The sequence below is a fragment of the Congregibacter brevis genome (assembly GCF_045689245.1).
GTDB lineage: Bacteria > Pseudomonadota > Gammaproteobacteria > Pseudomonadales > Halieaceae > Congregibacter > Congregibacter brevis.
This window is the reverse complement of record NZ_CP136865.1, coordinates 2,423,508-2,449,566: the sequence shown is the minus strand read 5'-3', so window position 1 is coordinate 2,449,566 and position 26,059 is coordinate 2,423,508. Positions and strand designations below refer to the sequence as shown.

The 26,059-nt window shown below is 54.8% G+C and carries 20 protein-coding genes, 3 tRNA genes and 1 other RNA gene; 9 read left to right on the top strand and 15 right to left on the bottom strand.

Annotated elements, in window-relative coordinates:
- Window positions 1-16: 16 nt before the first annotated feature.
- The 7 genes from R0137_RS10750 to ffs all read right to left on the bottom strand — a co-directional run bounded on the left by R0137_RS10750 (window position 17) and on the right by ffs (window position 4,657).
- A complete protein-coding gene (locus R0137_RS10750; protein ID WP_407326418.1) occupies window positions 17-379 on the bottom strand; it encodes a hypothetical protein in 363 nt (120 codons plus the stop codon).
- Between the two features lie 15 nt (window positions 380-394).
- Complete coding sequence (locus R0137_RS10745; protein WP_407326417.1) at window positions 395-679, bottom strand: YcgL domain-containing protein; 285 nt, start codon at window positions 677-679, stop codon at window positions 395-397.
- 2 nt (window positions 680-681) lie between these two features.
- The gene (rnd, locus tag R0137_RS10740) at window positions 682-1,794 is read right to left on the bottom strand and encodes a ribonuclease D (protein ID WP_407326416.1); all 1,113 of its coding nucleotides are present in this window, start codon (window positions 1,792-1,794) and stop codon (window positions 682-684) included.
- Window positions 1,791-2,399 carry a recombination mediator RecR gene (recR, locus tag R0137_RS10735; protein WP_407326415.1) on the bottom strand — a complete coding sequence of 203 codons (609 nt, stop codon included), beginning with the start codon at window positions 2,397-2,399 and terminating at the stop codon, window positions 1,791-1,793. Before recR ends, rnd begins: the two co-directional genes overlap by 4 nt.
- Window positions 2,399-2,722, bottom strand: a complete 324-nt coding sequence (locus R0137_RS10730; RefSeq protein ID WP_407326414.1) for a YbaB/EbfC family nucleoid-associated protein — start codon at window positions 2,720-2,722, stop codon at window positions 2,399-2,401. Before R0137_RS10730 ends, recR begins: the two co-directional genes overlap by 1 nt.
- Window positions 2,723-2,782: 60 nt before the next feature.
- A complete protein-coding gene (gene dnaX, locus R0137_RS10725) occupies window positions 2,783-4,459 on the bottom strand; it encodes a DNA polymerase III subunit gamma/tau (RefSeq protein WP_407326413.1) in 1,677 nt (558 codons plus the stop codon).
- A 101-nt stretch (window positions 4,460-4,560) separates the two neighbouring features.
- Window positions 4,561-4,657: signal recognition particle sRNA small type (gene ffs, locus R0137_RS10720), an RNA gene on the bottom strand.
- A gap of 232 nt (window positions 4,658-4,889) precedes the next feature.
- On the opposite strand from ffs, the gene R0137_RS10715 reads away from it, so the two are divergent.
- Genes R0137_RS10715 through R0137_RS10700 form a run of 4 tightly spaced genes read left to right on the top strand, consistent with a single transcriptional unit; the run spans window position 4,890 to window position 13,161 of the window.
- Complete coding sequence (locus R0137_RS10715; protein WP_407326412.1) at window positions 4,890-6,056, top strand: efflux RND transporter periplasmic adaptor subunit; 1,167 nt, start codon at window positions 4,890-4,892, stop codon at window positions 6,054-6,056.
- Window positions 6,057-6,058: 2 nt separating this feature from the next.
- Window positions 6,059-9,214, top strand: a complete 3,156-nt coding sequence (locus tag R0137_RS10710) for an efflux RND transporter permease subunit (protein ID WP_407326411.1) — start codon at window positions 6,059-6,061, stop codon at window positions 9,212-9,214.
- Complete coding sequence (locus tag R0137_RS10705; protein ID WP_407326410.1) at window positions 9,211-9,840, top strand: TetR/AcrR family transcriptional regulator; 630 nt, start codon at window positions 9,211-9,213, stop codon at window positions 9,838-9,840. Before R0137_RS10710 ends, R0137_RS10705 begins: the two co-directional genes overlap by 4 nt.
- 45 nt (window positions 9,841-9,885) lie before the next feature.
- Window positions 9,886-13,161: a two-component regulator propeller domain-containing protein gene (locus R0137_RS10700; protein ID WP_407326409.1), complete on the top strand. Its 3,276-nt coding sequence runs from the start codon at window positions 9,886-9,888 to the stop codon at window positions 13,159-13,161.
- A gap of 37 nt (window positions 13,162-13,198) precedes the next feature.
- On the opposite strand, the gene R0137_RS10695 is transcribed toward R0137_RS10700, so the two are convergent.
- On the bottom strand, window positions 13,199-14,344 hold the full coding sequence (locus tag R0137_RS10695) for a zinc-ribbon domain-containing protein (protein ID WP_407326408.1): 1,146 nt from the start codon (window positions 14,342-14,344) through the stop codon (window positions 13,199-13,201).
- A gap of 194 nt (window positions 14,345-14,538) precedes the next feature.
- On the opposite strand from R0137_RS10695, the gene R0137_RS10690 reads away from it, so the two are divergent.
- Both R0137_RS10690 and R0137_RS10685 read left to right on the top strand, forming a co-directional pair.
- Window positions 14,539-15,780 (top strand): response regulator, encoded by a 1,242-nt coding sequence (locus tag R0137_RS10690; protein ID WP_407326407.1) that lies wholly within the window; start codon window positions 14,539-14,541, stop codon window positions 15,778-15,780.
- 23 nt (window positions 15,781-15,803) lie between these two features.
- Entirely contained in the window at window positions 15,804-16,520 is a 717-nt protein-coding gene (locus R0137_RS10685; protein ID WP_407326406.1) for a fumarylacetoacetate hydrolase family protein, read from the top strand.
- A 72-nt stretch (window positions 16,521-16,592) separates the two neighbouring features.
- Here R0137_RS10685 and R0137_RS10680 read toward each other — a convergent pair.
- From R0137_RS10680 to R0137_RS10660, 5 genes are all read right to left on the bottom strand, one after another.
- Window positions 16,593-16,669: transfer RNA gene (locus R0137_RS10680), tRNA-Arg, on the bottom strand.
- Window positions 16,670-16,816: 147 nt separating this feature from the next.
- Window positions 16,817-16,892, bottom strand: a tRNA-His gene (locus R0137_RS10675).
- 123 nt (window positions 16,893-17,015) lie between these two features.
- Window positions 17,016-17,092: transfer RNA gene (locus tag R0137_RS10670), tRNA-Pro, on the bottom strand.
- A gap of 122 nt (window positions 17,093-17,214) precedes the next feature.
- Window positions 17,215-18,603, bottom strand: a complete 1,389-nt coding sequence (gene cysS, locus R0137_RS10665; RefSeq protein ID WP_407326405.1) for a cysteine--tRNA ligase — start codon at window positions 18,601-18,603, stop codon at window positions 17,215-17,217.
- A 25-nt stretch (window positions 18,604-18,628) separates the two neighbouring features.
- Window positions 18,629-20,293 carry a glutamine--tRNA ligase/YqeY domain fusion protein gene (locus tag R0137_RS10660; RefSeq protein WP_407326404.1) on the bottom strand — a complete coding sequence of 555 codons (1,665 nt, stop codon included), beginning with the start codon at window positions 20,291-20,293 and terminating at the stop codon, window positions 18,629-18,631.
- A 381-nt stretch (window positions 20,294-20,674) separates the two neighbouring features.
- Here R0137_RS10660 and R0137_RS10655 point away from each other — a divergent pair, with 381 nt between their 5' ends.
- Window positions 20,675-21,184 carry a peptidylprolyl isomerase gene (locus tag R0137_RS10655; RefSeq protein ID WP_407326403.1) on the top strand — a complete coding sequence of 170 codons (510 nt, stop codon included), beginning with the start codon at window positions 20,675-20,677 and terminating at the stop codon, window positions 21,182-21,184.
- A 44-nt stretch (window positions 21,185-21,228) separates the two neighbouring features.
- Entirely contained in the window at window positions 21,229-21,948 is a 720-nt protein-coding gene (locus R0137_RS10650) for a UDP-2,3-diacylglucosamine diphosphatase (protein WP_407326402.1), read from the top strand.
- A 44-nt stretch (window positions 21,949-21,992) separates the two neighbouring features.
- On the opposite strand, the gene R0137_RS10645 is transcribed toward R0137_RS10650, so the two are convergent.
- Window positions 21,993-22,619 carry a tRNA-(ms[2]io[6]A)-hydroxylase gene (locus R0137_RS10645; protein ID WP_407330009.1) on the bottom strand — a complete coding sequence of 209 codons (627 nt, stop codon included), beginning with the start codon at window positions 22,617-22,619 and terminating at the stop codon, window positions 21,993-21,995.
- Between the two features lie 5 nt (window positions 22,620-22,624).
- Window positions 22,625-23,101 (bottom strand): DUF1289 domain-containing protein, encoded by a 477-nt coding sequence (locus R0137_RS10640; RefSeq protein WP_407330008.1) that lies wholly within the window; start codon window positions 23,099-23,101, stop codon window positions 22,625-22,627.
- Window positions 23,102-23,413: 312 nt separating this feature from the next.
- On the opposite strand from R0137_RS10640, the gene acnB reads away from it, so the two are divergent.
- Entirely contained in the window at window positions 23,414-26,026 is a 2,613-nt protein-coding gene (gene acnB / locus R0137_RS10635; RefSeq protein ID WP_407326401.1) for a bifunctional aconitate hydratase 2/2-methylisocitrate dehydratase, read from the top strand.
- Window positions 26,027-26,059 lie beyond the last annotated feature (33 nt).

The following is a 26,059-nucleotide window of genomic DNA, read 5'->3' as shown; positions in this document are numbered from 1 at the left end:
GCAAGTTGCTAACACATCAAGCCTCTGAATCGCTCGGGTTCTGTCGCCGGCTCAGAACACCCACTAGCAATGCCAGGCAGGCGCCAATGGCTGTGGCTATCGCGGTAAACATCAGTAGCGGACGCAACGCATGCTCTGCGGCCTCCTGCCCCTGACTCAACCATTGAAAGGCCAGCACCACCAATGCCGGTGCAAAGGTATCTGCTTCGGGCTGTATCAAGGCCGGCGTGAGCAATAAGCTCAGGACCGGTAGCGAAACCATCATTTTGACCGCCAACGACCGCTTTCGAAGTAACCAATAATTCATCAGCGCCACAGCGAGCATTGCGGAGAGCGAGTAAACAATAAGAGCACTCAGATAAGCGCTATCAGTGAGCATCCAATACCCCCCCCCTTATTTCTGTTGCTTATTCTGTCGCGGATCTAGCGCGGGCTCCGCCGATGAACCCGGCGGCATTTGCACATAGAAACCTTCGGACTCCAGTGCCGCCAGCACTGTCGCGGTGTCTGCCAGCGCTAGTTTTCGTGATGGCTCCAGAGCGAAGACCAATGCGGACTCTGGACTCCCAAATACAGCCAGCAATGTTTCTGGGACGCGGGTCAGCCCTTCTTCACGCTTAACAAACAAATACATGCCTTCTTTTTTTGGGCTCCGAAACACCTCACACAAAAGCTTCATTGTCAGGCAGCTCCCGGCAACGAATCACGCAAAGGGGCTATGACAGCAGTCGCCCGCCACCCCTGCCAGCGCTCAGGCTCAGCAATGGCTGCACCCGACGCTTCTCGGAGAAGTAACTCCAAATCCGCGGTGGAGATAAGAATCTCTGGTGCCACAGCCAACTCAGCTGCAATACTTTTCGCGACGCCACGAAGCGCCTTTAGTAAGTTGCGCTGCGGTGGAGCCAAAGGCGCCGGCAAGGGCTCCGGAAGCTCCTCCTCTGGAGCTGCCAATGCTTTGTGAACGCAGGCGGTCAATGCGGACCCCTGTTTTCGTAGCACCGAAGCGGGCAATACATCAAGCCCGGCAAGAGCGTCAAAGTCTTCGGGCATCGCTTGAGCAATGGCAATAAATGCCTTGTCTTCAACGATCCATCCTCTGGGCTTGTCTACGGTGCGCGCGAGATCTTCCCGCCAAATGCACAGTCGACGCAACGCTTCCAACTGACGCCTTGATAAGCGTGACGCTGATTTCACGCGTCGATAAACCAGCCCTTCCCGTTCCAGAAGCAGACGAGTCGCCTCCGCCCCCTCATCCAGGATCCATTCCATGCGACCTTGTTTTTGGGCCTCTTCCTTGAGAATCGCCCACGCTGGCACCAACTCCAGTACATCCAACGCTGCATAATGACATTGGGATTCACTCAAGGGACGCTGCAGCCAGTCCGATCGCGTTTCCCCTTTCTCTAACTCCACGCCGAGGAGCTGCTCCACAAGCGCGCGATAACCAAGACCAAAACCCTTACCCAGCAGCGCGGTGGCCCGCTGCGTATCGACCAGTGGTGACGGCACAACGCCCAACCAATGGCGGAACACTTCCAAGTCTTCACTACAGGAGTGAAGTACTTTGACGCAATTGGGGTTTGTCATCAGCTCACGGAGTCCGCCAAGCTCAGTAATTTGCAGGGGATCAATCAACCAGGCATGGTCGTCGGAACACAATTGCAGCAGCGCCACGTGCGGGTAATAACTGTTACGCCGCATAAACTCCGTATCTACCGCAATCTCGGCAACATCGCTTAAGCTCGACAGTACAGACGTCAGAGCTTCATCACTCTCGATGAGAGTCCAGTTCATGATCCGGGCACCGGTTGTCGACCAGAGAATGCGTGGGCCAAGGTTGATCCATCAACATATTCCAGTTCACCGCCCAACGGTACTCCATGGGCAATACGCGACATGCGAGGAATCAGTGGTTCAAGCATACGAGTGATGTAATAAGCGGTAGCTTCACCTTCAACCGTGGGGTTGGTCGCGAGAATAACCTCCTGTACCTCGCCATCTCTTGCAAGGGCTTCCAGTAGCGGCAATCCAATCTCTTCGGGACCGATTCCATCGATGGGTGAGAGATGACCCATAAGCACGAAGTATCTTCCCCGATATCCTCCCGCCTGCTCGATCGCCAATATGTCTCCCGGTGTTTCGACAATACAGAGTAAGGAAGCATCCCGACGCGTATCCGCACAGATACCGCACAACACAGACTCTGCGAGATTTCTGCATTGCTGGCATCGCCCGACTCGTTCGACGGCATCAGCCAAGGAGCGGCTTAACGCTGAGGCGCCTTCTCGGTTTCGCTCAACAAGATGCAGCGCCATTCGTTGCGCTGACTTTGGACCAACTCCCGGGAGGCATCGCAGAGCCTCGATGAGGGAGTCCATAGCAGGACTGAAACGATGCATCAGAACGGAAACTTAAAACCGGCCGGCAAGGACATGCCCCCGGTGAGATCTTGCATAGCCTTGCGATTCGTCTCTTCGACGCGCCGCACGGCATCATTGACGGCAGCAGCGAGCAGGTCTTCGAGCACCGCTTTGTCTTCACCAAGAACACTGGGATCGATCTCCACGCGGCGCACGTCATGACGGCCCGTCATAGTGACCGTAACCATTCCAGCACCAGACTCACCGACAACTTCCAGATCGGCCATCGCTTCCTGCGCTTTCTGCATATCAGCCTGCATCTTCTGCGCCTGCTGCATGATGTCACCTAAGCCGCCCTTCATGTTATTTGCTCCCCAGTCATCAAACAAAACGCCAAAACATCGACTGCACCGTCCCTGTCATCACGGGACATCGACCGTCACCGAGTCTTGCAGTACCTTGGCATCAAAGTCTTTCACCAACTGCAAAACTTCCGGATCCTCATTAATCTCCGCTACCGCCACCTTGTGACGTTCGGCTTCCAGTCGCACGCGGCGCATCGCGGGCGTCTCCTGAGAAACAGCCCCGGGAATGATAGAAACCTCACAAGACACTTTTTGCCACTCTGACAAGGCCTTGGCAACAACCGCTACATGGCGCTCGTTGAATAAGTTGGCGCGACTCTCATCAAGAACCAAGCGCCAGGACGCGCCGTTAACGGCTTCGACCTCACAGTGAGACGCGATGTTTAACGCACTCCCGCTTAGGCCAAGAGCTTCGAGTATCTGATACCAGGGAGGCTGATCACCCTGAGTGCCAGCTCCGCTTTCGCGTTCGCTTCCACCTACGACCTTTGGAACTTCAGACTTGCCAACCGAGGGCATGACTTCCGGCTGTGAAGCTTCAATAACTGCCGCCGGCGGCGGCTCAGGCTTTTTTGCGGCGTCGTCGACCTCCGGGGTCGACGTTGGAAGCTCCAGCAAATCTTCGGCAGTTAAACCTGGATCCAGAACTCCCACGGGCCGGAAGGCCAGCAATCTCAGCGCGAGCATTTCAAAAGCCGCCCTCGGATCACTCGCTTGCACCACTTGCGGCCGCGCGCTGTGCGCCAATTCATAGAACAGCTGAACATCCTCTGCGGTCATCTTCCCAGCGAGCTCAGCTACCTGCTCAGCATCGCCAAACTCGGGATCAATGGCACCGGGCACTGCCTGCGCCAGGGCACAGCGATGCAGCACGCTAGCCAGCTCATCCACCGCAGATGCAAAATCCACTCCCTGCTCATCCATCTGAGCGCAAGTATCGATTAGCTGCTTTGCATCATCTGCCAACAAAGCTGCAAGCAGATCATAGACGTGACGTCGATCCACAGACCCCAGCATAGAAGCGACTTCGGCATCACGAAGACTTCCGTCGCCAAAGGCGATCGCCTGATCCGTAAGACTCAAAGCGTCTCGCATGCTGCCCGCAGCGGCTCGACCTAATTGCCACAGCGCAGCATCATCAAAATCAACCTGTTCCTGAGCCAGTACATCGCGCAAATGCTCCACCACACGCTGCGCAGACATATTTTTCAGATTAAATTGCAGGCATCGGGATAGAACCGTAGCCGGAAGCTTTTGGGGATCAGTGGTCGCAAGTAAAAACTTAACGTGATCCGGAGGCTCTTCAAGAGTTTTTAAAAGAGCATTGAAAGAGTGCCCGGAAAGCATGTGTACCTCATCGATGAGGTACACCTTGAAACGAGATCGGGTGGGTGCGTACTGCACGTTATCGAGAAGCTCCCGAGTATCTTCGACTTTGGTACGCGAGGCTGCATCAACCTCAATGAGGTCAACGCTGCGCCCTTCGCTGATTTCAACACAGCTTCCACACTCGCCACAGGGCGTTGCACTGACACCCTTCTCGCAATTAAGACTGCGAGCCAAAATTCGCGCGATCGTGGTTTTTCCAACACCGCGCGTGCCGGTAAAAAGGTAGGCATGGTGAAGCCGATTGCTGTCCAACGCGTGGCGCAGGGCCTGCAGAACGTGCTCCTGGCCAACCAGGGCATCAAATGTGGCCGGACGCCATTTACGCGCCAGCACCTGATAGGACATGTTTTTCCCGTTATTGGACGACCCGAATATCGGTCCGTCATCTCTGACTCTAGTGGCGCCTAGCTAAGAACCACACCTTACCCGAGCCGAAATGGAAGCGGCCCGGACAGCCACACCCCGGCACATGTACCAGCAATTACCGTTGCTCCCTTCCGGGCCTGGCGGAGTTCACTGCCTGACATTGCGAGGGGACCGCCCGGGCCACCCTAAAACCCCCAACTAGCGGGGAGGCGCATTGTCGCCAAAAGGTCTCTCGGTAGCAAGGCGCAGCGTTACGTCAGCGTTTTGTCCATAAAATGTCCAGCATCTAGGGAAAAGCTCTCGTCAAAACCTCCATTAAACGCATCCAGCGCTCACCCCATCGCGTAGATGTTAATGTCTATAACATCAATGTTATCATCTCTAACATGAACAAACCTGGACTCACATCATGACTGCCAAATACTCTCCGCCTCGCTGGACCAGCAGTGCTTTGGCGCTACTCATTGCAGTGTGTGTAACCACCGCGGTCACACTAGCCTTGCACGCTCGTGTTTCTGCCGATGAGACGGCTAATCTCCGCCCGCCTATGCCCGTCGCGCAAACCCTCTTTACCGAACAAACAAGCTTTGAACGGGAACAAAAGTTCCTGGGCCTGGTGCAGGCCGCTAGCCGCAGTCAGGTAGGTTTCGAAGTGCCCGGCGCAATCGCAGAGGTCTTGGTTAATGAAGGACAAGCGGTAGAGCTTGGCGCCCCCCTTGCCAAGCTGGATACGCAATCCCTAAAAGCTCGGCGACGCGCTGCCGCCTCTACCGTTGATCAAGCAAGCGCTGAGCTGGAACTGGCTAGCGCACGGACCGTTCGTCAGGCGCCGTTAGTTAGAAGCGGCGCTATTTCCGCACAGTTGTATGACGATACACGACTGGCAGAGAAAGCGGTCCGTTCGGCGTTGTCTGCAGCCGAAGCGCAGCTTCAGGCTCTCGACATCGACCTCGAAAAATCCGTACTGCGAGCGCCCTACGCTGCCCGAGTCGGCCGGCAGCTTCTGGATCGCGGCGCAGTCACCCAGCCTGGAGCTCCCGTGTTTACACTCACGTCGCTACAAAACCGTGAAGCACACATCGGTGTGGCCGTGGAACAGGCACAGTTTCTCACCATCGGAGAGTCTTACGCACTGCAGTGGAGAGACCGCGAGTTACGCGCTCCCCTGATTGCGGTTCGCTCAGATGTAAACCCAATCAGCATGACTACGGTTGCGATTTTTTCTATGCCCGGCGATATCGACGCCTTCGACGGTGAGCCGGTTTCTGTGAGCCTACCCCGTATGGAACCGGAAACGGGTGGCTGGCTCCCCCTATCAGCACTCATAGAAGGCGAGCGCGGTATCTGGACTGTTCTGGTTTTGCGAGATCGGGATGAAGGCACTCTCGCATTGCGAGAGGTCGTAGAAGTGCTCCACGTTAGCGGCGATCGCGCCTTCGTCCGAGGATCCGTGAACAACGGAGACCGGCTCGTTGCTGACGGCGTTCATCGCATCGCGCCCGGGACGCTGGTTGCGCCGATACCAGCAGCACATCGATCCCTGGCTCAGAGCCGCAACAACAGCCGGGAGTTCTGATCATGCTCGCCAAACTGCTCTACTCTCACAGCCGCTACCTGTGGCTTACCGTCATTGTCATTCTGATGGTTGGCGCTGCCAGCATGCGCTCTTTAGGACGGCAGGAAGACCCTACAATCACGAACTTTGTCGCGTCGGTGACAACGTTTTTCCCAGGTGCGGAGCCCGCTCGAATTGAGGCGCTTGTCAGCAAACCTCTGGAGCGAGAACTGCGCGCTATTTCGGAGGTGGACGAAGTAAAGTCGACGTCCTCTACCGGTGTTTCATCCATTGTTATAGAGCTGTACGACACCCTAGAGCCCAGCGCCATCGAAAGAGCCTGGTCGGAAGTACGCGACGCGGTTGACGATGCGAGCCGGCAGTTCCCTGCGGGCGTAGCCGCTCCGGTTTTCGATAATGAACGCACCACCGCCTACGTTCGTATCATCGCCCTCACATCGGCTCCGGGGTACGAAATCTCCCTCCCCCTCCTCAGCCGGAGCGCTGAGGATTTAGCCGAGCGCGCGCGTAACTTCTTTGGCACGCAATTTGTCGATGTCTACGGGGAGGCCTCCGAAGAAATTCGTGTAGACGTGAATGAACAATCGCTGCTCGCCAGAGGAATAAGCATGGTAGAGCTCACCCAGGCTCTTCGAGGCGCAGACCCTCGCCGCGCGTCAGGTCGAGCAAGCGGTGATGTCAACGATCTGCTGATCGAAATCGATGGCGAGTTCGACTCCGCAGCGCGTGTAGCCAACGTGATCATCCGCACTGACTCCAATGCCAACTCGGTGAGTGTCGGTGATATTGCTAGAGTCTATCGGGCACAACAAACACCACCGATGGCATTGGCCCACACGGATGGCCGGCGTGGAATTTTGCTGGGCGTGGCCATGAACGAGGGACAACAGGTCGACAACTGGAGTCGCGAATTCGAGGTGTTCCTCGACGATTATCGAGCGCAGGCTCCTTCGGGAATTGAGATCAGTACCAGCTACAATCAAGCCACATACACGGAAGCTAGACTTCAGGAAGTATTGAGTAACCTCGCGATCGGTGTGGCACTGGTGCTGATCGTACTTTTATTTACCTTGGGTTTACGTGCAGCTACTGTTGTCGCAGTAATACTGCCGCTATGCACACTGGTGTCTTTGGTTGTCATGAACCAGATCGGCTTGCCAATTCACCAAATGTCAGTGACGGGCTTGGTGGTGGCACTGGGTCTGTTGGTCGACGGCTCTATCGTAATGACCGATGAAGTACGCAAACGTCTATTAGCAAAGGAACCGCCTTTGGACGCTATCGGCGAGTCCGTGCACCGCATGCGCGTTCCCCTGCTCTCTTCTACCGCCACAACAATTCTCGCTTTTGTTCCCATGGTTATCTTGCCCGGGCCAGCAGGAGACTTCTTGGGCTCTATCGCAAAAGCGGTAGTCATTATGCTGGGATCTTCACTAGTGCTAGCTCTGGTGATCACGCCGGTATTGGCCGCACGCTTACTCCCTGGAGGCCTCAATAAAGGTTCTCACTGGTGGGAAGCGGGTCTGTCAAGCGGTGCCATCGGGCGCACTCTATCCCGCGCTCTGGACTGGTCCATTCGCCACCCCGGCGGCTCCGTCGCTCTGGCTCTGGCCCTCCCATTGACGGGTTTCCTCGCCTTTCCCACTCTCACTGCTCAGTTTTTCCCAGGAACAGATCGTGACCAACTCTCACTCAAAGTAACCTTACCCCCGGGACGTTCGATCACGGATACCTACGGGCTTGTGAAGGAACTGGACGAGCGCTTGCGTGGCGAACCACTCATTCGGCGGGTAGATTGGACCGTAGGTGAAAGCTCGCCCCAGTTTTACTACAACATCGTTCGCAACCGGGAAGGTATACCCAGCTATGCTCAGGCCATGGTTCTAACGCGAGACGAAAACCAGACGGACGATCTGATCCGAAGGCTGCAAACAGAACTTGATGCAGAGTACCCTCAAGCTCGCATTGTGGTGCTGGGGATCGAGCAGGGACCGCCGGTTGCCGCGCCCCTAGAGATTGATGTGCTAGGTCCTGACCTCGAAACCCTTCGCCAGCTTGGGGAGGAGTTTCGTCTGCGCATGGAGCGAGTACCCGACATCACTCACAGCAATACCGGCTTAGTTGCGGGAGCCCCGAAGCTTGTCTTTAAACTGGATGAACAGCGGGTCCGCATGGCTGGACTCGACCTGGCCACCGTCGCAGAAACCTTAGACGCCGCACTTCGAGGGCGCGTTGGTGGAGAGATCCTGGAGGGCACGCAACGCCTACCCGTGCGCGCCCGCCTCAACGAAGCCGACTGGGCAGACCCTGAGCAAATCGCCAGCATCCGACTCCCCTTACCGTCTTCCGACGGTGATAGTCGAACCCTGCAAAGCATCAGCCTAAGTACTCTTGGACGATTTAGTCTTGAGCCTGCCAACAGCCCCATTACACGCAGAGACGGAGAACGCATCAACACAGTACAAGGCTTTGTTACTCGCGGAGTACTCGCCGAAGGCGCGCTTAAGGATCTACAGACAATTCTTGAAGAAGATCCCGTCGTACTGCCTTTCGGCTATCGTTATCAATTTGGCGGCAACTCCGACGCCAGGGCCAGCGTAGTACAGAACATCATTGCGCCCATGGGACTGATAGTCGCTGCATTGCTGGCAACCATCGTGCTCACGTTTAACTCCTGGAGATTATCAGCGGTAGCATTCTCGGTGTTCGTCTTATCCATGGGATTGAGTCTGCTATCTCTCGCTATTTTCCGCTATCCCTTTGGCGTGCAGGCCCTCATCGGTGTCATTGGATCTATAGGCGTATCCATCAACGCCGCGATCATCATCCTCACGGCGCTACAGTTGGATACGCGTGCCGCTCGAGGCGAGCCAGATGCTGTTCGAGCTGTGGTGATGGATTCGAGCCGCCATATCGTCTCCACCACCATCACGACCTTTGGTGGGTTTCTACCCCTGATATTGGAGGGCAGCCAGTTTTGGCCGCCCTTTGCTATGGCTATCGCGGGCGGGGTTTTACTATCAACGGTGGTCTCGTTCTTTTATATTCCTCCTATGTTTATTCTTTGCTACCGACGGAAACACCGCCGCCTTCAGGCTGAGCAACACCCGACGTTGCTCGACAGCGAGCGTATCCAAGCCATGAGTAATGTTGCGTGAGCCTCGCGGCCAAGACCTATCACCATGGCGATTTGCGCAACACCCTGATCCTGGCTGCGTCCGAACTCATTGAAGCCAGCGGCTCTTTGAACTTTGCTATGGCAGACGCCGCCCGTCAGGCGGGCGTCAGCAACGCGGCTCCCTATCGACACTTCCGGGATCGCGATGCGCTGCTCGAAGCAGTCAGCCAGCTTGCCTACTATGGACTCGGGGAGCGTGTTCAGGAAGCTGTCAATAGTACGCAACAAGGCAGCGTCGAAAGCATCATTGCGATAGGACTTGCTTACCTCGAGTACGTTATCGAAAAAGCTGCCTTTTATGACCTCATGTGGGGCGACATTGGTGCTCGCGCGATGGATGTGGATAGCTTTGACAAAAAATCATCGGGGTTTTACATGCTCGTAGACGCCGTTGGGGCCTACGTCACGGAGCAGGGTCTTCAGGGTATTGATGAACTGGACCTTTCCGTGAAGCTTTGGTCGATGGTTCACGGCATGAGTGCGATTTCCATGAGTGGAAAGTTGCCCTACTTTTATCCCGACGCAGACATACCCGCGATGCTGGATAGCAGCACACGGATATTCATGGCCGGGCTACAAAACTCCTGTGAAATGCCTCCACCTTAGATACACTGGGGCGCACAGCCCCTCGCGATTTCACTGTCCTGCCCCATGCGCGTCGTCTCTCTCACTCTTCTTTGCATCATTTTTACTGCGTTTTTTCCGCAGGTCGCTGCAGAGGCACGCGTACCCAGCCCTCCCCCTGACTTAACCCCAGAACAGGCCACCTACTCTAGCGGCTCCGTAAGTTCCGTTGTGCGAGAAGCGTTTGTGGTGCGCCCTTTTGACGACATTGAGTTGCCCCAGGCGTCCGTTCGTACGGTACACGTGAGCCGGGGCGGCTACCTTTGGGCTGGAACCCGAGAAGGACTCGTTCAATACAAGTCAGGCCAACAGACTACTTGGCGACAGACACGCGACGGGACCTATGGCTTACCCTCAGGGGTCGTCAACACAATCCACGAGGACCTTCAGGGCAACATTTGGGTCGGGACTACAAGAGGCATCTCAAAGCTGGAAAAAGATGCCGAGAATTTCAGTATCGTCGTTCAGTCAGATGAGAGCTTTGCTACCTCACTGGACGTTCTCGAGATCATCGACTTCAGCGGCTCTCTATTAGCTGTATGTAACGGCGGCACGATCGTTTTAGTCAACGATGCCGATGTCCAAATTTTTAGCGACATCGATTTTCTGGCCGATGAAAACTTGCTTTCGGCAACAGTTTTCGGTGGCGATGTTTTTGTAGGGGGAATGTCCGGGCGAATCTATCGAATGAAGTTTACCGACAACGCTTTCGAGCTTATCTCCACTCGGCAGTCCGCAAGTCCGGTGATACAACTGGAAACAGATAATGAGTCGCTAATCTGGTTAGACAGAGAAGAGGGCCTCGTTTACTCCCCGTTGGGAGACGACTCGACTAGAACCACTACCGTTTCCTCGAACATTAATCCCCTACGCGGGGACTCCCAGGGGTATTACCGCGCGATGGCTGCCGAAACACCCACCAGCGCATGGTTCGCTGCGGGCCCCAGCATTGTTCGCCTGAAAAATGGCGTTACGGACATTGTTAGGCTTCCCGGTAGAGGCAACGAGGTTCGAACCATATCCGTGGATGCGGTGGGGAACATATGGATAGGTACTTACTACGGCCTGTACTACGCTCTGGACACCAGCTTCACCGTTTTACAGACAGCGAGCGCCTACGATGCGGGTGTCATTATGAGTCTTGCAGCCTCCGACGATGAACTATTCCTGGGCGGACAAAACTTGTGGGTCGGAGATTTAGAAGGTCAAAGTTTTAGTGAGCTTCGCGAAACACTGCCTCGTGAGTCTCGAGAGAAGTTGCGCATAAACCCCGAATCGGTAGGACAAAGCCCAATCACCGCAATGGCTGTAAGCGAGAAAAACTTGCTCGCGGGTTACCTCGTCGGCGGCATGGATGTCGTCGATCGAAGTAACGGCTTGGTAACGAACCTCACGGAAACTGCGGATGGTAAAAGTATGCAGGGTGTGGGACTTAGCGGTCTCGCTGAAGTAGGCCCCGACACATGGCTGGGGTCATTTTATTTTCTGGGCCTTTATGAGATTAGCATCCTCAATACACCCAGCGCCCCACCGCAAATAGAAATGACTCAAGTCTCTGATGAAGAAACCTTAATCGGCGTCTATCGGTTGAGTGATAGCCGCTACATTGCAGTCGATCAAAATGCAGCGTTTTTTCTTGAGCGCGACGTAGACGGTCACTACACGAAACACATCATCGAAGAATTACCCGACGGCATCGTGTTCGCTGTGGAACCCGATGGCAATGGCGGTGTGTTCCTGGGAATTGAAAACGTGGGGGTTCGGCATCTGAGTCAGGGAATGCTTCAAAGCCAGCGCTACGCGCCTCAAAAAATAGCTGTGATCGAACAGTACCTGGAACGGAGCACTATCTGGCATCTCATGATGGATGAGGAGAATTCCCTCTGGGTTGCAACCAATCAAGGTATCTATACCTTTGATCTAAGTAAGCAGGAAATGCTCGCCCACCTAACCTATGCCGATGGCCTTCCATCCAACGAGTTTGATTACAGCCCTCACGCAAACCTTCGGGCACCGAACGGTGATCGACTGTTTATCTCTGCAAAAGTCCCGGTCGTGTTCAAAGAGTCTATTCGGTCTTCCAAAGACAAGCTGCGGCTGTTTTGGACAGACAGCACCCTTAACGGAGACCCCTTTGGTCCCGCGGTATTCAGCGACAATGGCAGCAAAGCCACTTTATCGGTGGACTATTCAGCGGCATCCAACGGTTTACTCGAGATAAACTATGGCTATGACGATCACGTGCAAGCCATCGAACTTAACCACGCGATGCGTTACGCAGGAACCGACGAGTGGCTCCCCCAAAGCGGGCCAACTATCCAGCTCACAAGGCAGCAGTCTTGGGGAGAAGTCCCCATCGAGATAGCGATGATCGATACTAATGGGGACATCGCTTCGCAACCGCTATCGGTCACCATAGACGTCAAACCTCCGATCTACATTCTTTGGTTCTTTGATCTTCGATATGTAATACCAGGCATACTGTTTATGGCTGCCGTACTGCTGACTATGCAACGGCGCAGTCGCGACAATCAGGCCAAGATGCTCGCGGAGGCGGGTCGTAAGCGAGAGATATTTGAAGCGGAGATGCGTGGCCGCCTCAGTGAGAAAGAGATCCTGCTGCGGGAACTGCACCACCGAGTAGGCAATCTCCTGACCAATTTCTCCGCCAATGTGAGCTCCATGCAACGCTCAGCAAAGCAAACAGAAACCAAGGAGTCTCTGGCAAACCTGAACGCACGACTCAAGGTTCAGAAAGCTGTACACCAGTTATTGCAGCGCTCAGATCGGACAGACGTTAACGTCGCGACGATGATCCAACGGGTGAGTCACGGCGTCCGTGACTTGTTCCACGATATTGATGGGAGACCCATTGAGCTAGATCTTGATGACATTTACCTCACCTACTCGAAAGCACAATACCTCGGGTTGATCGTCAATGAGTTACTCACGAATACTTACAAACACACTAACCAGACCGACGCTCTCCACCTCGCATCGATTTCATTGAAGACCTGTGGCATCAAGAACGAAGTAAGATTTCACTACCGTGACAACGGTGAAGGCTTGGGGCCTGAGGAAATAACAGCCGCGCTCGTACGCAAGCGTTACTCCGAGCTCAAAGGCTTCGGCCAGATCGTGGGATTAGCCAGAGAGCTAGGTGGAGAGCCACGTCTCTATAACGACGACGGTATGAACTTTGAGCTCATTCTGAAATCGAAGGGCATCATGTCGGCGCCTGAGTCACCCGCGTCTTCACCAGCACCTTCCTCGGCCGCTGACGCAGCTGTCGAGCAAATCTGAGCGCAACCTTACTCCGCTGCGCTCAGGGAATTCGCAACTAAGCGCTTGCCGGCCCAGTGAGCAGGTTATCCTGCGCCTCTTGCGCCGCCAACATCAGAGAATCCTCGCGGACACGATTCCGAAGGTACCTGCGATATCGATACCCTATCCTGGTTCGTTCATAGTGCTTCGGTTCGCGTTGATCTACCGCAACACTTAAGTACTGCAACTTCACCCAATAGGCCTCCTCGGGACTCGAGGTCCCCAGCACCTCTGGATCAAGTCCGCCGTTAAGCTCTGCAGCCCAGCAGGCGCCGATCAAGTTAGGTGCTTTCACAGCGATCGCCCGACACTTATTGCAGGACGCCGGATAATTGGCGCGCAAACGCGCCACTACGGAAGCGCTGAACACATGCCCCCTATCGCAAAGCCAATGGAGTGGCTCGTTGGAACTCTTGCGCTGGGTAATCGCGGTGTCCAGCGGATTGAGCGTGGGATGCAGTTCCTTCGCAAGTTCCGGCGCGCTAAACGCTATGGCCTTGCACGACTGGCAAGTGGCCTGATGGCGAGCAGTGCTTGTCCGGTGACAAATAGGAGAGCTCCACGAATGCCCGTTGTCACATTTCCAAAAGGCTTCACGCTGACTTCCCGGTGCAAACTCTTCTGGTCCCCGCGCGTTGCGCTGATAGTCCCACTGCGCTACCAGCTCGGGGTGAGTATCAACCAGGCTAAGGGAGGGATCCTTCTTTCCAGCGATCTTCCACTCAGTTTTCCCTTCCCGACGACACTCCTGGCAGCGATGCCCGGTGGACAGCACTCGATAAGGTGCGCGCGCAAATGTGTGGCCATTCTCGCAGCGCCAAAAACGCCTTTCGCGATCGTAGGCGGAGATATCTGTGGGTGAGCAATCATTGAGATCATCATCCCAAAAAGTCAGTAATCCAGGCATACGCGTCGCAACTGATCCCGCGCAAGTAGGACAACCGCGACTTCGGCGATGAGATGAACGGGTCTCTCGATATTCATGTCCACCGGGGCAGCGCCATGTGCACGTGACCGACGAATCTTCCGAGAGCGATGAAAACGCACTCCCGTCATCACTCGAGACAAATCGACTCATGAGCTCAGCGCCGGTGAACTCCTGAAACCGTGGTGGCAAAACCACGCCCTCGGGAAGGCTATTCGCTTTTTTTGTTTCGCTCATTCGACTACGCACCCCAGCTTGTTCGTCGTGCATCATACCGTGCTGTCAACCAGTAAAGAAGGTACCTTTTCAGACATCAACAGGGCATGATTGCATCTTAGTGATTTATTAATTGCTTGGTTTTACAATTGCCCATGGTATGTGAAACTTTGTGATTTTTCTTAAACAAAAAGTGCGAACCAGAGCCCACGCAGATGCCATCGATCTCACCATTCCAACCTGAGTATCAAGCACTTGTCGTAGAGAATGAGCTCGACTTTAGATCCGAGCTCATCTATTTCATCGAAGCATTGGACGTAGGGATCAGCGTTGTAGCCGAAGCCTCGAGTTTTGAAGATGCGAAAGCCCTCATGGATCGAGGCGGCATTGACCTCCTGGTCACCGACATCAACCTCACCGACAGCCCTCGATTTACCGTCGGGGATCGTGACGGTCTAGAGTTGGCGGCCTATGCCAAAGACACATACAACATCCCCTCAATATTTTTAACGGCCTTTGCGGATTTTGATCCTGCCGTGTTTAACATTGCTGCTGCCTGCGAGCCTGTAGGATTCATCCAGAAAAATGGCGATCACATTGATCTGCAGACCAGAGATCACATCACTCTAGCCGTGCGCAGACTCGAAGGCATCCGCAGAGAAAGAGAGACCGCACGCCAACTTGCCGACATTGGCGAACTTGTTGGGCGAGCTAAGCTATATATTGATGATGATGGATTGATTTACGACTTTGATAGTGAAGCTTGCGAGCTTCTGGAGCGCTCTGCTGATGAGCTTCGAAATCTGCACTGGGGGGACGTGATATCTATCTCACCCCCGCCGCCCGAAGGGGCTCATCCACTTCAGAAGGCATTTGATTCCGATGAACAGGTCTATCTTCCGTCCATCGCTATAACTTTACCCACTGACGGGCTATTTTTGGGATCGGTGCTCGCGACGTCGAGCGAGCATCTGCGACGGCCATGCAAGTTGCTGCTGCTCAGAGATCTCGGTCAAACGACGAGGGATCCGGAAAACTGGGAGCTCTCCGAAGGAAATTGCCTGATCTTCATCGGCGTATCGCCCGCACTCGATGAGAACACCCTCGACCTTTCTCTGGATGCTCGCACCGTCATGCTGGAGCTTCAAAGTGGTGTACTCGCGCGATTTCCCTCAAGCGTGACTGTAAGCATTTTGCAACCCAAGACCTTAGCAGTGATCCTTGAGTCAACGTCAGAAGCCTCCGGCCACAACCTCATCTCCACCTTCGCCATGGAAATGGAAGGCATGCTTGCCAAGCGCCATCCGGGACTAAAGCTGCATGCTGGGGTTGCGGGAGTAAAACGTCACATGTCTGTTCGTGACATGCTCTACGAAGCCTTGAGCGCCCTGGAAGACGCGCAGCGCGACCCGACAAAGCGCGTACATAGCGCCACCAAAAAGCTGAGGGCGTCCTAGGCGCGATTGAAGGGGTAGACATTTTGGCAACGGCCGCAGGATCCGATCAGTTTGTTTTTGAACCCATACCTTCTGCAACGGTACCTGTACTGGGTACTGATGCAGTGTTTCCCGTGCGACGTATATTTTGCGTGGGTCGAAACTACGCCGAGCACGCCAAAGAAATGGGAGCAGATCCGCAGCGAGAACCGCCGTTTTTTTTCACAAAGCCTGCTGATGCCGTAGCCTCGGCAGGGAGTGATATTCCCTACCCCAGCGCCACCAGCAATCTGCACCATGAAGTAGAACTGGTGGTTGCTATTGCAGTGGGCGGAGACAACATTGCACCATCTTCAGCACTCGATCACGTCTTTGGTTACGCGGTAGGGAATGACCTGACGCGCAGAGATCTTCAGGCAACGGCTAAGAAAAACGGACGTCCCTGGGATACGGCAAAAGGATTTGACCGGTCAGCGCCAATCGCGGCCATAAGCCCCGTAGATCTCTGTGGGCATATCAGCAGCGGTAAAATCTCGCTAAGCGTCAATGGAGAGTGTCGTCAGACCGGTGATATCAGCGACATGATTTGGAGTACCGGCGAAATCATCAGCACGCTGTCGACGCTATTCACCTTGCAGCCCGGCGACCTGATTTTCACGGGCACTCCCGCTGGTGTTGGGACGCTTGAGCCTGGAGACGTGACTGAAGCCTGTATCGACGGACTACCAACCCTGACACACGGCATAACTACCAGAGATTAGTATTCTTCGACGACCGCCGTGATCGTTTTAGACCCATCGCCAGCAGAAGCATGTGGAAGCGTTGAAAAAAATTGGCGCGCCCAGGAGGATTCGAACCCCCGACCGCCGGCTTAGAAGGCCGATGCTCTATCCAGCTGAGCTATGAGCGCGTAGATCAAGAAAACTGCTGCGCAATTGTAGGTGCTGCGCGCCTGTGATGAAACCATTAAACGGCCTTTCAGGCGCAAAGCAGCGGAAAACCATCGAAGGATTGGCCAAAAGTGGCCGACGCTTGGAGCTTCAAAATATTGAGGAAATGGGGTGGCCGACGGGTCTTGAACCCGCTACCTCCGGAGTCACAATCCGGTGCTCTACCTGGTGAGCTACGGCCACCACTAAACGGTTTCCAAGCACCTGCACAAACCTAAGGCTAATCAGTCTGAGCAATGCTCGAAACTCGAAGGTAGCCAGGTCAGCAGCGCTGTTTCGGAGGGGTGTACAGGATGACGTTAAAGGTGGTCGGGGTAGAGAGATTCGAACTCCCGACATCCTGCTCCCAAAGCAGGCGCGCTACCAGACTGCGCTATACCCCGATATAACCTTTAAAACCTTACCCCTACACACAGGTCACACTACCTTTGCCGTGATCTGTGAGCAAGCCCGATTTAGGGAGCGCGAATGTTACTCATCCGCCCCACCCTCGTCAATCAAAAACCTAACTGTTTACCCTACGCCACAAAGTACCCTCGGCGGAATCCTCCAAAACAATACCCGCGGCAGTAAGTTCCTCGCGTATCTCATCAGCTCGCGCATAATCTCGACCGAGCTTTGCACTCGCTCGTTCCGCGATTAGGGCATCGACTGTCGCCGCGTCCATGGCATCAGCGCCGCCGGCACTGTCGCCCTGCAACCAGTCGAGAGGGTCTTGCTGCAACACTCCCATCAGGTTCCCAGCAGCGATAAATCGGGCTTTCAGAGCGGGCTTATCTGCTTCCTGCGCTTTGTTGATGTCTCGGGCGATCGCATGGAGTTCGCTAATGGCGAGGGGCGTGTTCAAGTCATCGCAAAGCGCCGCGTAAAAGTCCTCCCCCTCCAAGCCCACCTCGGTATCAAGCTCAATATGCTGCACGCTCCGCAGGGTGTTGTAGAAACTCGTCAAAGTCTGCTCAGCCTGCTCAAGCAGCGCTTCGGAGAAGTTCAAGGGCGATCGGTAATGCGCTGAAAGCAAAGCAAAGCGCAAGACTTCGCCGCGATAGCGCGTCAGCAATTCGCGTATGGTCGCAACGTTACCCAGCGACTTGGACATCTTCTCGCCATCCATATCCAGGAAAGCGTTGTGCATCCACACTCGAACAAACTCATCGCCAAAAGCGCAGCAGCTTTGAGCAAGTTCATTCTCATGGTGCGGGAAGATCAAATCTCTCCCGCCACCGTGTATATCAATGGTCGGACCGAGATGTTCGCGGATCATCGCTGAACACTCCAGGTGCCACCCCGGCCGCACACGGCCCCAGGGACTACCCCAACCGGGCTCATCGTCGCTAGAGGGCTTCCAAAGAACAAAATCGCCTGGATGGCGCTTGTAACTTGCCACTTCCACACGAGCGCCCGCCAGCATGTCGTCGAGGGTACGGCCGGACAACTGTCCGTAATCTTCCATAGACGTCACATCGAAGAGCACGTGACCTTCTGAGGCATAGGCATGCTCTCGTTCAATCAAAGTCTCTGTGAGCGCAATCATAGGCCCTATATTGTCTGTCGCATGGGGCTCCAGAGTAGGCGGCAGTGCGTTCAGCTCCGCCGTATCTTCTCGATACTTCTTTGTAAACTCCTGCGAGATCACATCGATGGCAACGCCCTGCTCCCTCGCTGCCTGCATGATTTTGTCGTCAATATCGGTAATGTTGCGCGCGTAAACCACCTTGTCGTAACGCGTTTGCAGCACGCGAAAAAGCGTATCGAAGACCACAACCGGGCGCGCATTGCCAATGTGTGCAAGGTTGTAAACCGTTGGCCCACACACATACATAGTGACGCAATCAGGGTCGATGGGGCTAAAGACTTCTTTGCCTCTGGCTCGCGTGTTGTAGAGCTGAAGATCCACGTTGGCTATTTCCTTAAAACTAACATCAGGTCTTGCTCGCCCAAACGTCTCGCAAACCTATGGTCTGATTAAACACCGGTGCCTCAGCGCTATGGTCATAGCGGTCAGCGACAAAGTAGCCTTCTCGCTCAAACTGGAATCGCGACTCAGGACTGGCGGCCGCCGCACCGGGCTCTAGCAGGGCTCCTTCTACAACCCGCAGGGAGTCGGGATTCAAAAAACTCATGAAATCCGCTCCGCCACGATCAGGTGCTGGATCCGTAAACAGACGATCATAGATTCGCACCGTCGCTGACACTGCAGATCCAGCCTCAACCCAGTGGATTACGCCCTTGGGCTTTACTCCATCCGCTGGATCATTACCCAAGGTGCCTTCAATGAGGTCTGCGATAACCCCAACGATCTCTCCGTCAACGTTTTTCTCTACATCTACGGCCTCGATGACGTACGCATTTCGGAGACGCACCCGCTTGCCGAGTACCAAGCGCTTGAACTTCTTGTTCGCCTCTTCTCTGAAGTCCTCAGCATCGATAAACAGGTCTGCAGAAAAAGGCAGACTACGCTCGCCCAACTCATCTTTGGACGGATGCGCGGCGGCGACGATCGGCGCATGACCTTCGGGCATATTGCGCAAAGTCAGTTTGAGCGGATTGAGTACGCACATCGCGCGGGGAGCGTTCTGATTCAGGTCATCACGAATCGCGTGTTCAAGCATGGCCACATCCACCACGCCGTCGGAGCGCGACGTACCCACCATCTCACAAAAGTGACGGATCGCTGTCGGCGTGTACCCACGACGACGCATACCCGCTACCGTCGGCATTCTTGGATCATCCCAGGAATCTACAATTGCTTCGTCCACCAGCTGCTTTAACTTGCGCTTGCTAGTGACGGTGTAACTGGTATTCAGTCGCCCAAACTCAAACTGTCGTGGCTGGCTCTCTACCGGCAGATTGCTGATAAACCAATCGTAAAGCGGCCGATGATCCTCAAACTCCAGCGTGCAGATAGAGTGCGTTACGCCCTCGATGGCGTCTTCCTGGCCATGGGCGAAGTCGTAGGTCGGATAAATCGGCCAGGCATCACCGGTTTGATGGTGACGAGCCTTGCGAATTCGATACAGAATCGGGTCGCGAAGATTCATATTAGGGCTTGCCATGTCGATCTTGGCTCTAAGCACCCGCTCACCGTCGGCGAACTCACCGGCGCGCATGCGCCGCAACAGATCCAAGTTTTCTTCAGCAGAGCGATCTCTATAAGGGCTATTGCGACCGGGCTCTGTAAGCGTACCGCGGTACTCACGCGCCTCTTCAGGACTCAAATCATCGACATAGGCCTTACCCTGCTCTACGAGGTACTCCGCCCAACGGTAGAGCGTGTCAAAATAACTCGACGCAAAACGCACAGGACCTTCCCATGCGTAACCGAGCCAGGCCACGTCAGCCTGAATCGATTCGATAAATTCCTGGCTTTCCTTCTCAGGGTTGGTGTCGTCAAAGCGCAGACGGCAAATACCATCAAATTCTTCCGCCAAACCAAAGTTCACACTAATAGACTTCGCATGACCAATATGCAGATATCCATTGGGCTCCGGGGGGAAACGCGTGACGATTTGCGGGACCTTCCCTGATCGAAGGTCCTCCGCAATGAGCGAGCGCAAAAAGTTGTTACCGGCCGTACCAGATTCCACAATAAGGGCCTCCGCCCGTCAAAAAGCGGCGTAGTATACCGGCAGCGGCTGTGAGGCGTCAGCACGGAGAATTGCCAAATCACGCTCCCTGCTACTTTGTACAAACTAGGTACCGCTCTTGAGCGGGTAACCGACACCATAAAAGTGGTCAAGTGGTTCTCACTGTGGCTCAAAACAAGTACCATCGCGCCCCTGCGATAGATGCCCGTAGCGAGACTCTGACTCAGTACCCGAAGCTCTACCGACAGCGCGGCCAAAACAGCACAAGAAGACTCGCGCCAAGACAGAATTCAGACGATGCGTTTTTGATGCTTTTTCGAAACCTCTTAAAAACACCGTCTAAACAACACAACGTCAACATTTTGAGAACAAGGATTTCCTATGGTCACCCTCAACACCACTTACGGTCCGATCAAGCTAGAACTCAACGCTGAAAAAGCGCCGGCTACCGTAGCGAACTTTCTGATGTATGCCCGTGAGGGACTCTACGACGGCACGATCTTTCACCGCGTGATCGATAATTTCATGATTCAGGGCGGCGGTTTTGATGCTGATATGCAGCAAAAAGAAACTAAAGAGCCCATCGAGAACGAAGCAGATAATGGCCTGAAGAACGATTTCGGTACCGTGGCTATGGCACGCACCATGGACCCGCATTCCGCTACTGCGCAGTTCTTTATCAATGTTAAGGACAACGACTTCCTTAATCACAGCGGCAAAACCATGCAGGGCTGGGGTTACGCAGTGTTTGGAAAGGTCGTTGAGGGCGCCGACGTGCTGGACAAGATCCGAGCGGTTCCCACAACCTCCCGAGGCGGCCACCAGGATGTTCCCGCTGAGACCGTCATCATTGAGTCCGTGGAAATCGATGAAGCTGCAAGCGAAGACTAATCGCTAAGGCTTCACCTCCTAGCTGCACCTTCTACGACTGAGCTATGACTGAGCGCTGCTTTTTCATTTCGGACCTGCACCTCGATGAGTCACGACCCTATGTGACCGCGGCTCTCGCCGAGTTTCTGGATCAACGAAGAGATGCGGCAGCGCTTTATATCCTTGGGGATCTGTTTGAGTTCTGGATCGGCGATGACGACAACACGGCGATTGCGACGGAAGTCACTCGTCTTCTTGCGGATTACCGACAGTCAGGCCCTAAGGTTTATGTCATGCACGGCAATCGTGACTTCCTACTGGGAGAGGGCTTTGCGTCAATGATTGGCGCCGAGTTACTACCAGATCCCAGTGTTATAGAGATCGACGGTAGCCGACTCTTACTGATGCATGGCGATAGTCTTTGTACCCGGGACACCGAGTATCAGGCCTTCCGTGCTGTCGCTAGAGATCCCAACTGGCAGGCGAGCATTCTGGCTCAAAGCCTGGAGGCGCGACGAGAACTAGCAGAGAACCTTCGCAAGTCCAGTCAGGATGCGGGCAGTCGCAAAGCAGACGACATCATGGACGTGACCAACTCTGAAGTACTAAAGAGTATGGAAGCGGCTCGGAGCACGACCTTAATCCACGGTCATACCCATCGCCCAGCCATGCATGACGAAGCCGCTGGCACCCGTTGGGTACTCGGAGACTGGGACAAAACCGGCTGGTACATCGAACTTGAAGACGGCAATATCAAACTCATTGAATTCGATATAAATCAATAATTTACAATAATAATATAATGTAAAAAATAGCCAAATTCTGCGAACTACCTCGCAGGCACTCCCGAGTGAAACCGAAACTCCCCGTCCACCGCCTGAATCAAATCACGCTCCGCTTCCAGAAGCGCGGCCAACCGGCTCTCTAAATCCAAGGCCGGCAACAAATCCTCAGCTAGCGTTAGATAGTCTTTGAAGTGTCGCGATTCTGAGCGCAGCAAACTGGCATAAAACTGACCCAGCTCTTCGTCCACGACGGGTATCACCGCCGCAAATCGCTCGCAGGAGCGCGCCTCGATAATCGCCCCCACTAACAGGGTGTCCAGCAAACGATAAGGCTCGTTTTTAGCAACGTGCGCACGCAGGCCCGCGGCATAACCTGAGGCTGTGAGCTGCGGGTAACTAAATCCACGCTTTTCGACAATAGCAAGGACCTGCTCGAAGTGACGAAGCTCTTCGCGAGCAAGGCGCGATAGCTTATGTAGCAGCTCAGGGTGCTCTACATAGCGATACATCAAGTTGAGCGCGGTAGACGCTGCTTTCTTTTCGCAGTTCGCATGGTCAACTAGGAGGGTATGCAAGTTTTGCGGCGAACCCGCCGCCTCTATCCACTGGGCAGGCGTATCGCACAGCAGAAACTCACGGATAGGCGACATATCCACACCCGACACCATCATCGCAGTCAAGATACCCGCTCCTCTGTGAATAGGTCCGGTAGCAGATGGTAACGTTCGTAATGAGCACTCGACAACGCGAAGTACTCCTGATCGATCTGTTCACGCAGCGCGAGTAAGGGCTCATCACGAAATCGTATATCGACCTCAAAACCAAAGGCGGAGGGTTCCTCGATCTGCCCTGCCCCTGCTTTTAACAGTGCAAATAGCCAGCAATGGGGATCGTGGTCAGGATTATGACGAACCTGCTGCGTCTGAAGCTGCCAGGCCAAGAGTGTTGCGTCCACGACCCGCATACGGTTTTGCACGCACTGCGCCAGAAACTGCGCGAGGCGCGCATCGACAATGCGTTTTTGATCCTCGGTATAGCCGTTCCAGTTAATCACCTCGTGAGCAAAGCGCTTGCACCCCCGACATACGCTGTCTCCAATGCCTGTGGAGCAGACGCCGATGCAGGGCGTTTTGACGCGGGGCGGGACTTGCATGGCGTTCAGTACTTCACTCGTGTGGTAAAGGCGCAAGGATAATGGCTCTACACGCGAGATGCACCGCCGCTTGGGTAAATACCCAAGCAATCGAACACTAATTCAGCATCGTGCTCGCGCAAACAGCCCTTTATTTTTGTGACAACCAATCAATCCGCCCGCCATTTGCCCCATGAATACCACCCATAAACCTCTGATTTCTGGTGTGATTTGCGTGGCTAGTCTATAATCCGCGCTGTCAATTTTGGGGTCCGGAGCCGACAACACCCGTCCGTAACGCCCTTCAAATCGCTAATTATCAAGGAGTTATCCATGCTCGAAGCCTATCGCCAACATGAAGCCGAACGCGCTGCGCAAGGCATTCCCGCCAAACCCCTCTCTGCAGAGCAAGTAGCCGGGCTCATCGAGCTGATCAAGGCGCCGCCTGCTGGCGAAGAAGCCTTCCTTATTGAGTTATTGTCTAATCGTGTACCCCCGGGTGTCGACGAAGCCGCCTACGTAAAAGCTGGATTCTTATCTGCCATTGCCAAGGGCGAGACCGACTGCGCACTAATCAGCCGGGTCGATGCAGTAAAGCTCCTAGGCAACATGCACGGTGGCTACAACATTGAAACGCTCGTTGCGCTACTAAGCGACGACGCGCTGGCCGCGCAGGCCGCCGAAGAACTCAAGCACACGCTACTGATGTTTGAGGCTTTCCATGACGTGGCAGAACTTGGCAAGAACGGAAACGCTCACGCACAGGCGGTAATGCTAAGCTGGGCCGACGGCGAGTGGTTCACTAACCGTGACGCTGTGTCTGAGTCCATCAAGGTGTCGGTCTTTAAGGTGACCGGCGAAACCAACACCGATGACCTCTCCCCTGCTCCCGATGCCTGGAGCCGACCCGATATTCCACTGCACGCCCTTGCGATGTACAAAATGACCCGGGACGGTCTGACTCCTGAAGAACACGGCGTAAAAGGCCCCATGGCACAAGTTGCCGAAATTCAGGCCAAAGGCTACCCGGTAGCCTTTGTAGGCGATGTTGTTGGTACAGGGTCTTCACGTAAATCAGCGACCAACTCCGTATTGTGGTTCTTTGGTGACGACATCTCTGGCGTACCCAACAAGAAAGGCGGTGGCATTTGCATTGGCGGCAAAGTCGCGCCGATCTTTTACAACACCATGGAAGATGCGGGCGCACTGGTCTTTGAGGCACCCGTAGACGATCTGGGTATGGGCGACGTCATCGATATCCGCCCCTACGAAGGCAAGATTCTTAACGAAGCGGGCGACACGCTCTCTGAGTTTGAACTGAAGTCAGACGTTCTGCTGGACGAAGTCCGTGCCGGCGGTCGTATCAACCTGATTATCGGTCGAGGCCTGACCACCCGTGCGCGGGAAGCGCTGGGACTGCCCGTCTCTGAGCTGTTCCGCACTCCGGAGCAACCTGTCGATACGGGCAAAGGCTATACGCTTGCTCAAAAGATGGTGGGTAAAGCCTGTGGCATGGACGGCGTTCGTCCCGGAACCTACTGCGAGCCGCTTATGACTACCGTCGGCTCGCAGGACACCACCGGCCCTATGACCCGTGACGAACTGAAAGACCTGGCATGCCTCGGTTTCTCGGCAGATCTCACTATGCAGAGCTTCTGTCACACTGCGGCCTACCCCAAGCCAGTAGATATCGACACGCAGCACTCACTGCCTGACTTCATTATGACGCGTGGCGGCGTTAGCCTGCGCCCGGGTGACGGCATCATCCACAGTTGGCTAAACCGCATGCTCCTACCCGATACCGTGGGCACCGGTGGTGACTCCCATACACGATTCCCTATGGGCATATCATTCCCCGCGGGCTCTGGTCTTGTGGCTTTTGCTGCAGCGACCGGCGTTATGCCTCTGGACATGCCTGAGTCCGTGCTCGTGCGCTTTAAGGGCGAAATGCAGCCAGGTATTACCCTGCGTGACCTAGTGCATGCCATCCCCTATTACGCTATTCAGGAAGGTCACCTCACTGTTGATAAAAAGGGCAAGAAGAACATCTTCTCTGGCCGCATTCTCGAGATCGAAGGTCTATCGGATCTCACTGTCGAGCAAGCCTTTGAGCTATCTGATGCATCCGCAGAGCGCTCTTGCGCTGGCTGCACCATCGATTTGAGCGAAGACACGGTTGCGGAATATCTGCGCTCAAACATCACCCTGCTCCGCGCCATGGTATCCGAGGGTTATGGCGATCCACGGACTCTCGAGCGTCGCGCCAAAAAGATGGAAGAGTGGCTGGAAAGCCCATCCCTCATGCGCGCCGACAAAGATGCGGAATACACAGCGGTCATCGAGATTGATCTGGCCGAGGTGAAAGAGCCTATCGTATGTGCGCCGAATGATCCCGACGATGCTCGGCTACTGTCTGAAGTCGCCGGCGACAAGGTTGATGAGGTATTCATTGGCTCTTGCATGACCAACATCGGACACTTCCGAGCGGCGGGTAAGCTGTTGGAGCAACACAAAGGCACCATCAACACGCGTCTTTGGGTAGTACCTCCGACGCGCATGGATGAGCACCTGCTCATGGAAGAAGGCTACTACAACATCTTTGGTGCGGCCGGCGCGCGAACGGAGATGCCCGGTTGCAGCTTGTGTATGGGCAACCAGGCGCGGGTAGCGGCCAACTCAACGGTGCTCAGCACCAGTACTCGTAACTTTCCGAACCGTTTAGGCGATGGTGCCAATGTCTATCTGACCTCGGCAGAACTTGCTGCAGTAGGATCCATCCTGGGCAAGCTTCCGACGCCCGCGGAATATCTGGAGTACGCTGAGAATCTGGATGCCATGAGTTCTGAGATTTATCGCTACATGAACTTCGATCAGATTGTGGAGTTCCAGAAGCTGGCAGAGGACGGCAAGCGAATTGCTGCGCTGGAGATTAGTGAGGTCGCCTAGCGAGCCCCTACTCCAGAACAAAGGGGCTTCGGC

Coding starts and splice junctions, on each gene's coding strand:
- R0137_RS10655 (WP_407326403.1), top strand. CDS start 20,675: ATGGTCACCCTCAACACCACTTACGGTCCGATCAAGCTAGAACTCAAC.
- rnd (WP_407326416.1), bottom strand. CDS start 1,794: ATGAACTGGACTCTCATCGAGAGTGATGAAGCTCTGACGTCTGTACTG.
- R0137_RS10695 (WP_407326408.1), bottom strand. CDS start 14,344: ATGAGCGAAACAAAAAAAGCGAATAGCCTTCCCGAGGGCGTGGTTTTG.
- dnaX (WP_407326413.1), bottom strand. CDS start 4,459: ATGTCCTATCAGGTGCTGGCGCGTAAATGGCGTCCGGCCACATTTGAT.
- R0137_RS10750 (WP_407326418.1), bottom strand. CDS start 379: ATGCTCACTGATAGCGCTTATCTGAGTGCTCTTATTGTTTACTCGCTC.
- R0137_RS10710 (WP_407326411.1), top strand. CDS start 6,059: ATGCTCGCCAAACTGCTCTACTCTCACAGCCGCTACCTGTGGCTTACC.
- R0137_RS10745 (WP_407326417.1), bottom strand. CDS start 679: ATGAAGCTTTTGTGTGAGGTGTTTCGGAGCCCAAAAAAAGAAGGCATG.
- R0137_RS10650 (WP_407326402.1), top strand. CDS start 21,229: ATGACTGAGCGCTGCTTTTTCATTTCGGACCTGCACCTCGATGAGTCA.
- R0137_RS10715 (WP_407326412.1), top strand. CDS start 4,890: ATGACTGCCAAATACTCTCCGCCTCGCTGGACCAGCAGTGCTTTGGCG.
- R0137_RS10640 (WP_407330008.1), bottom strand. CDS start 23,101: ATGCAAGTCCCGCCCCGCGTCAAAACGCCCTGCATCGGCGTCTGCTCC.
- R0137_RS10645 (WP_407330009.1), bottom strand. CDS start 22,619: ATGATGGTGTCGGGTGTGGATATGTCGCCTATCCGTGAGTTTCTGCTG.
- R0137_RS10700 (WP_407326409.1), top strand. CDS start 9,886: ATGCGCGTCGTCTCTCTCACTCTTCTTTGCATCATTTTTACTGCGTTT.
- acnB (WP_407326401.1), top strand. CDS start 23,414: ATGCTCGAAGCCTATCGCCAACATGAAGCCGAACGCGCTGCGCAAGGC.
- recR (WP_407326415.1), bottom strand. CDS start 2,399: ATGCATCGTTTCAGTCCTGCTATGGACTCCCTCATCGAGGCTCTGCGA.
- R0137_RS10690 (WP_407326407.1), top strand. CDS start 14,539: ATGCCATCGATCTCACCATTCCAACCTGAGTATCAAGCACTTGTCGTA.
- R0137_RS10730 (WP_407326414.1), bottom strand. CDS start 2,722: ATGAAGGGCGGCTTAGGTGACATCATGCAGCAGGCGCAGAAGATGCAG.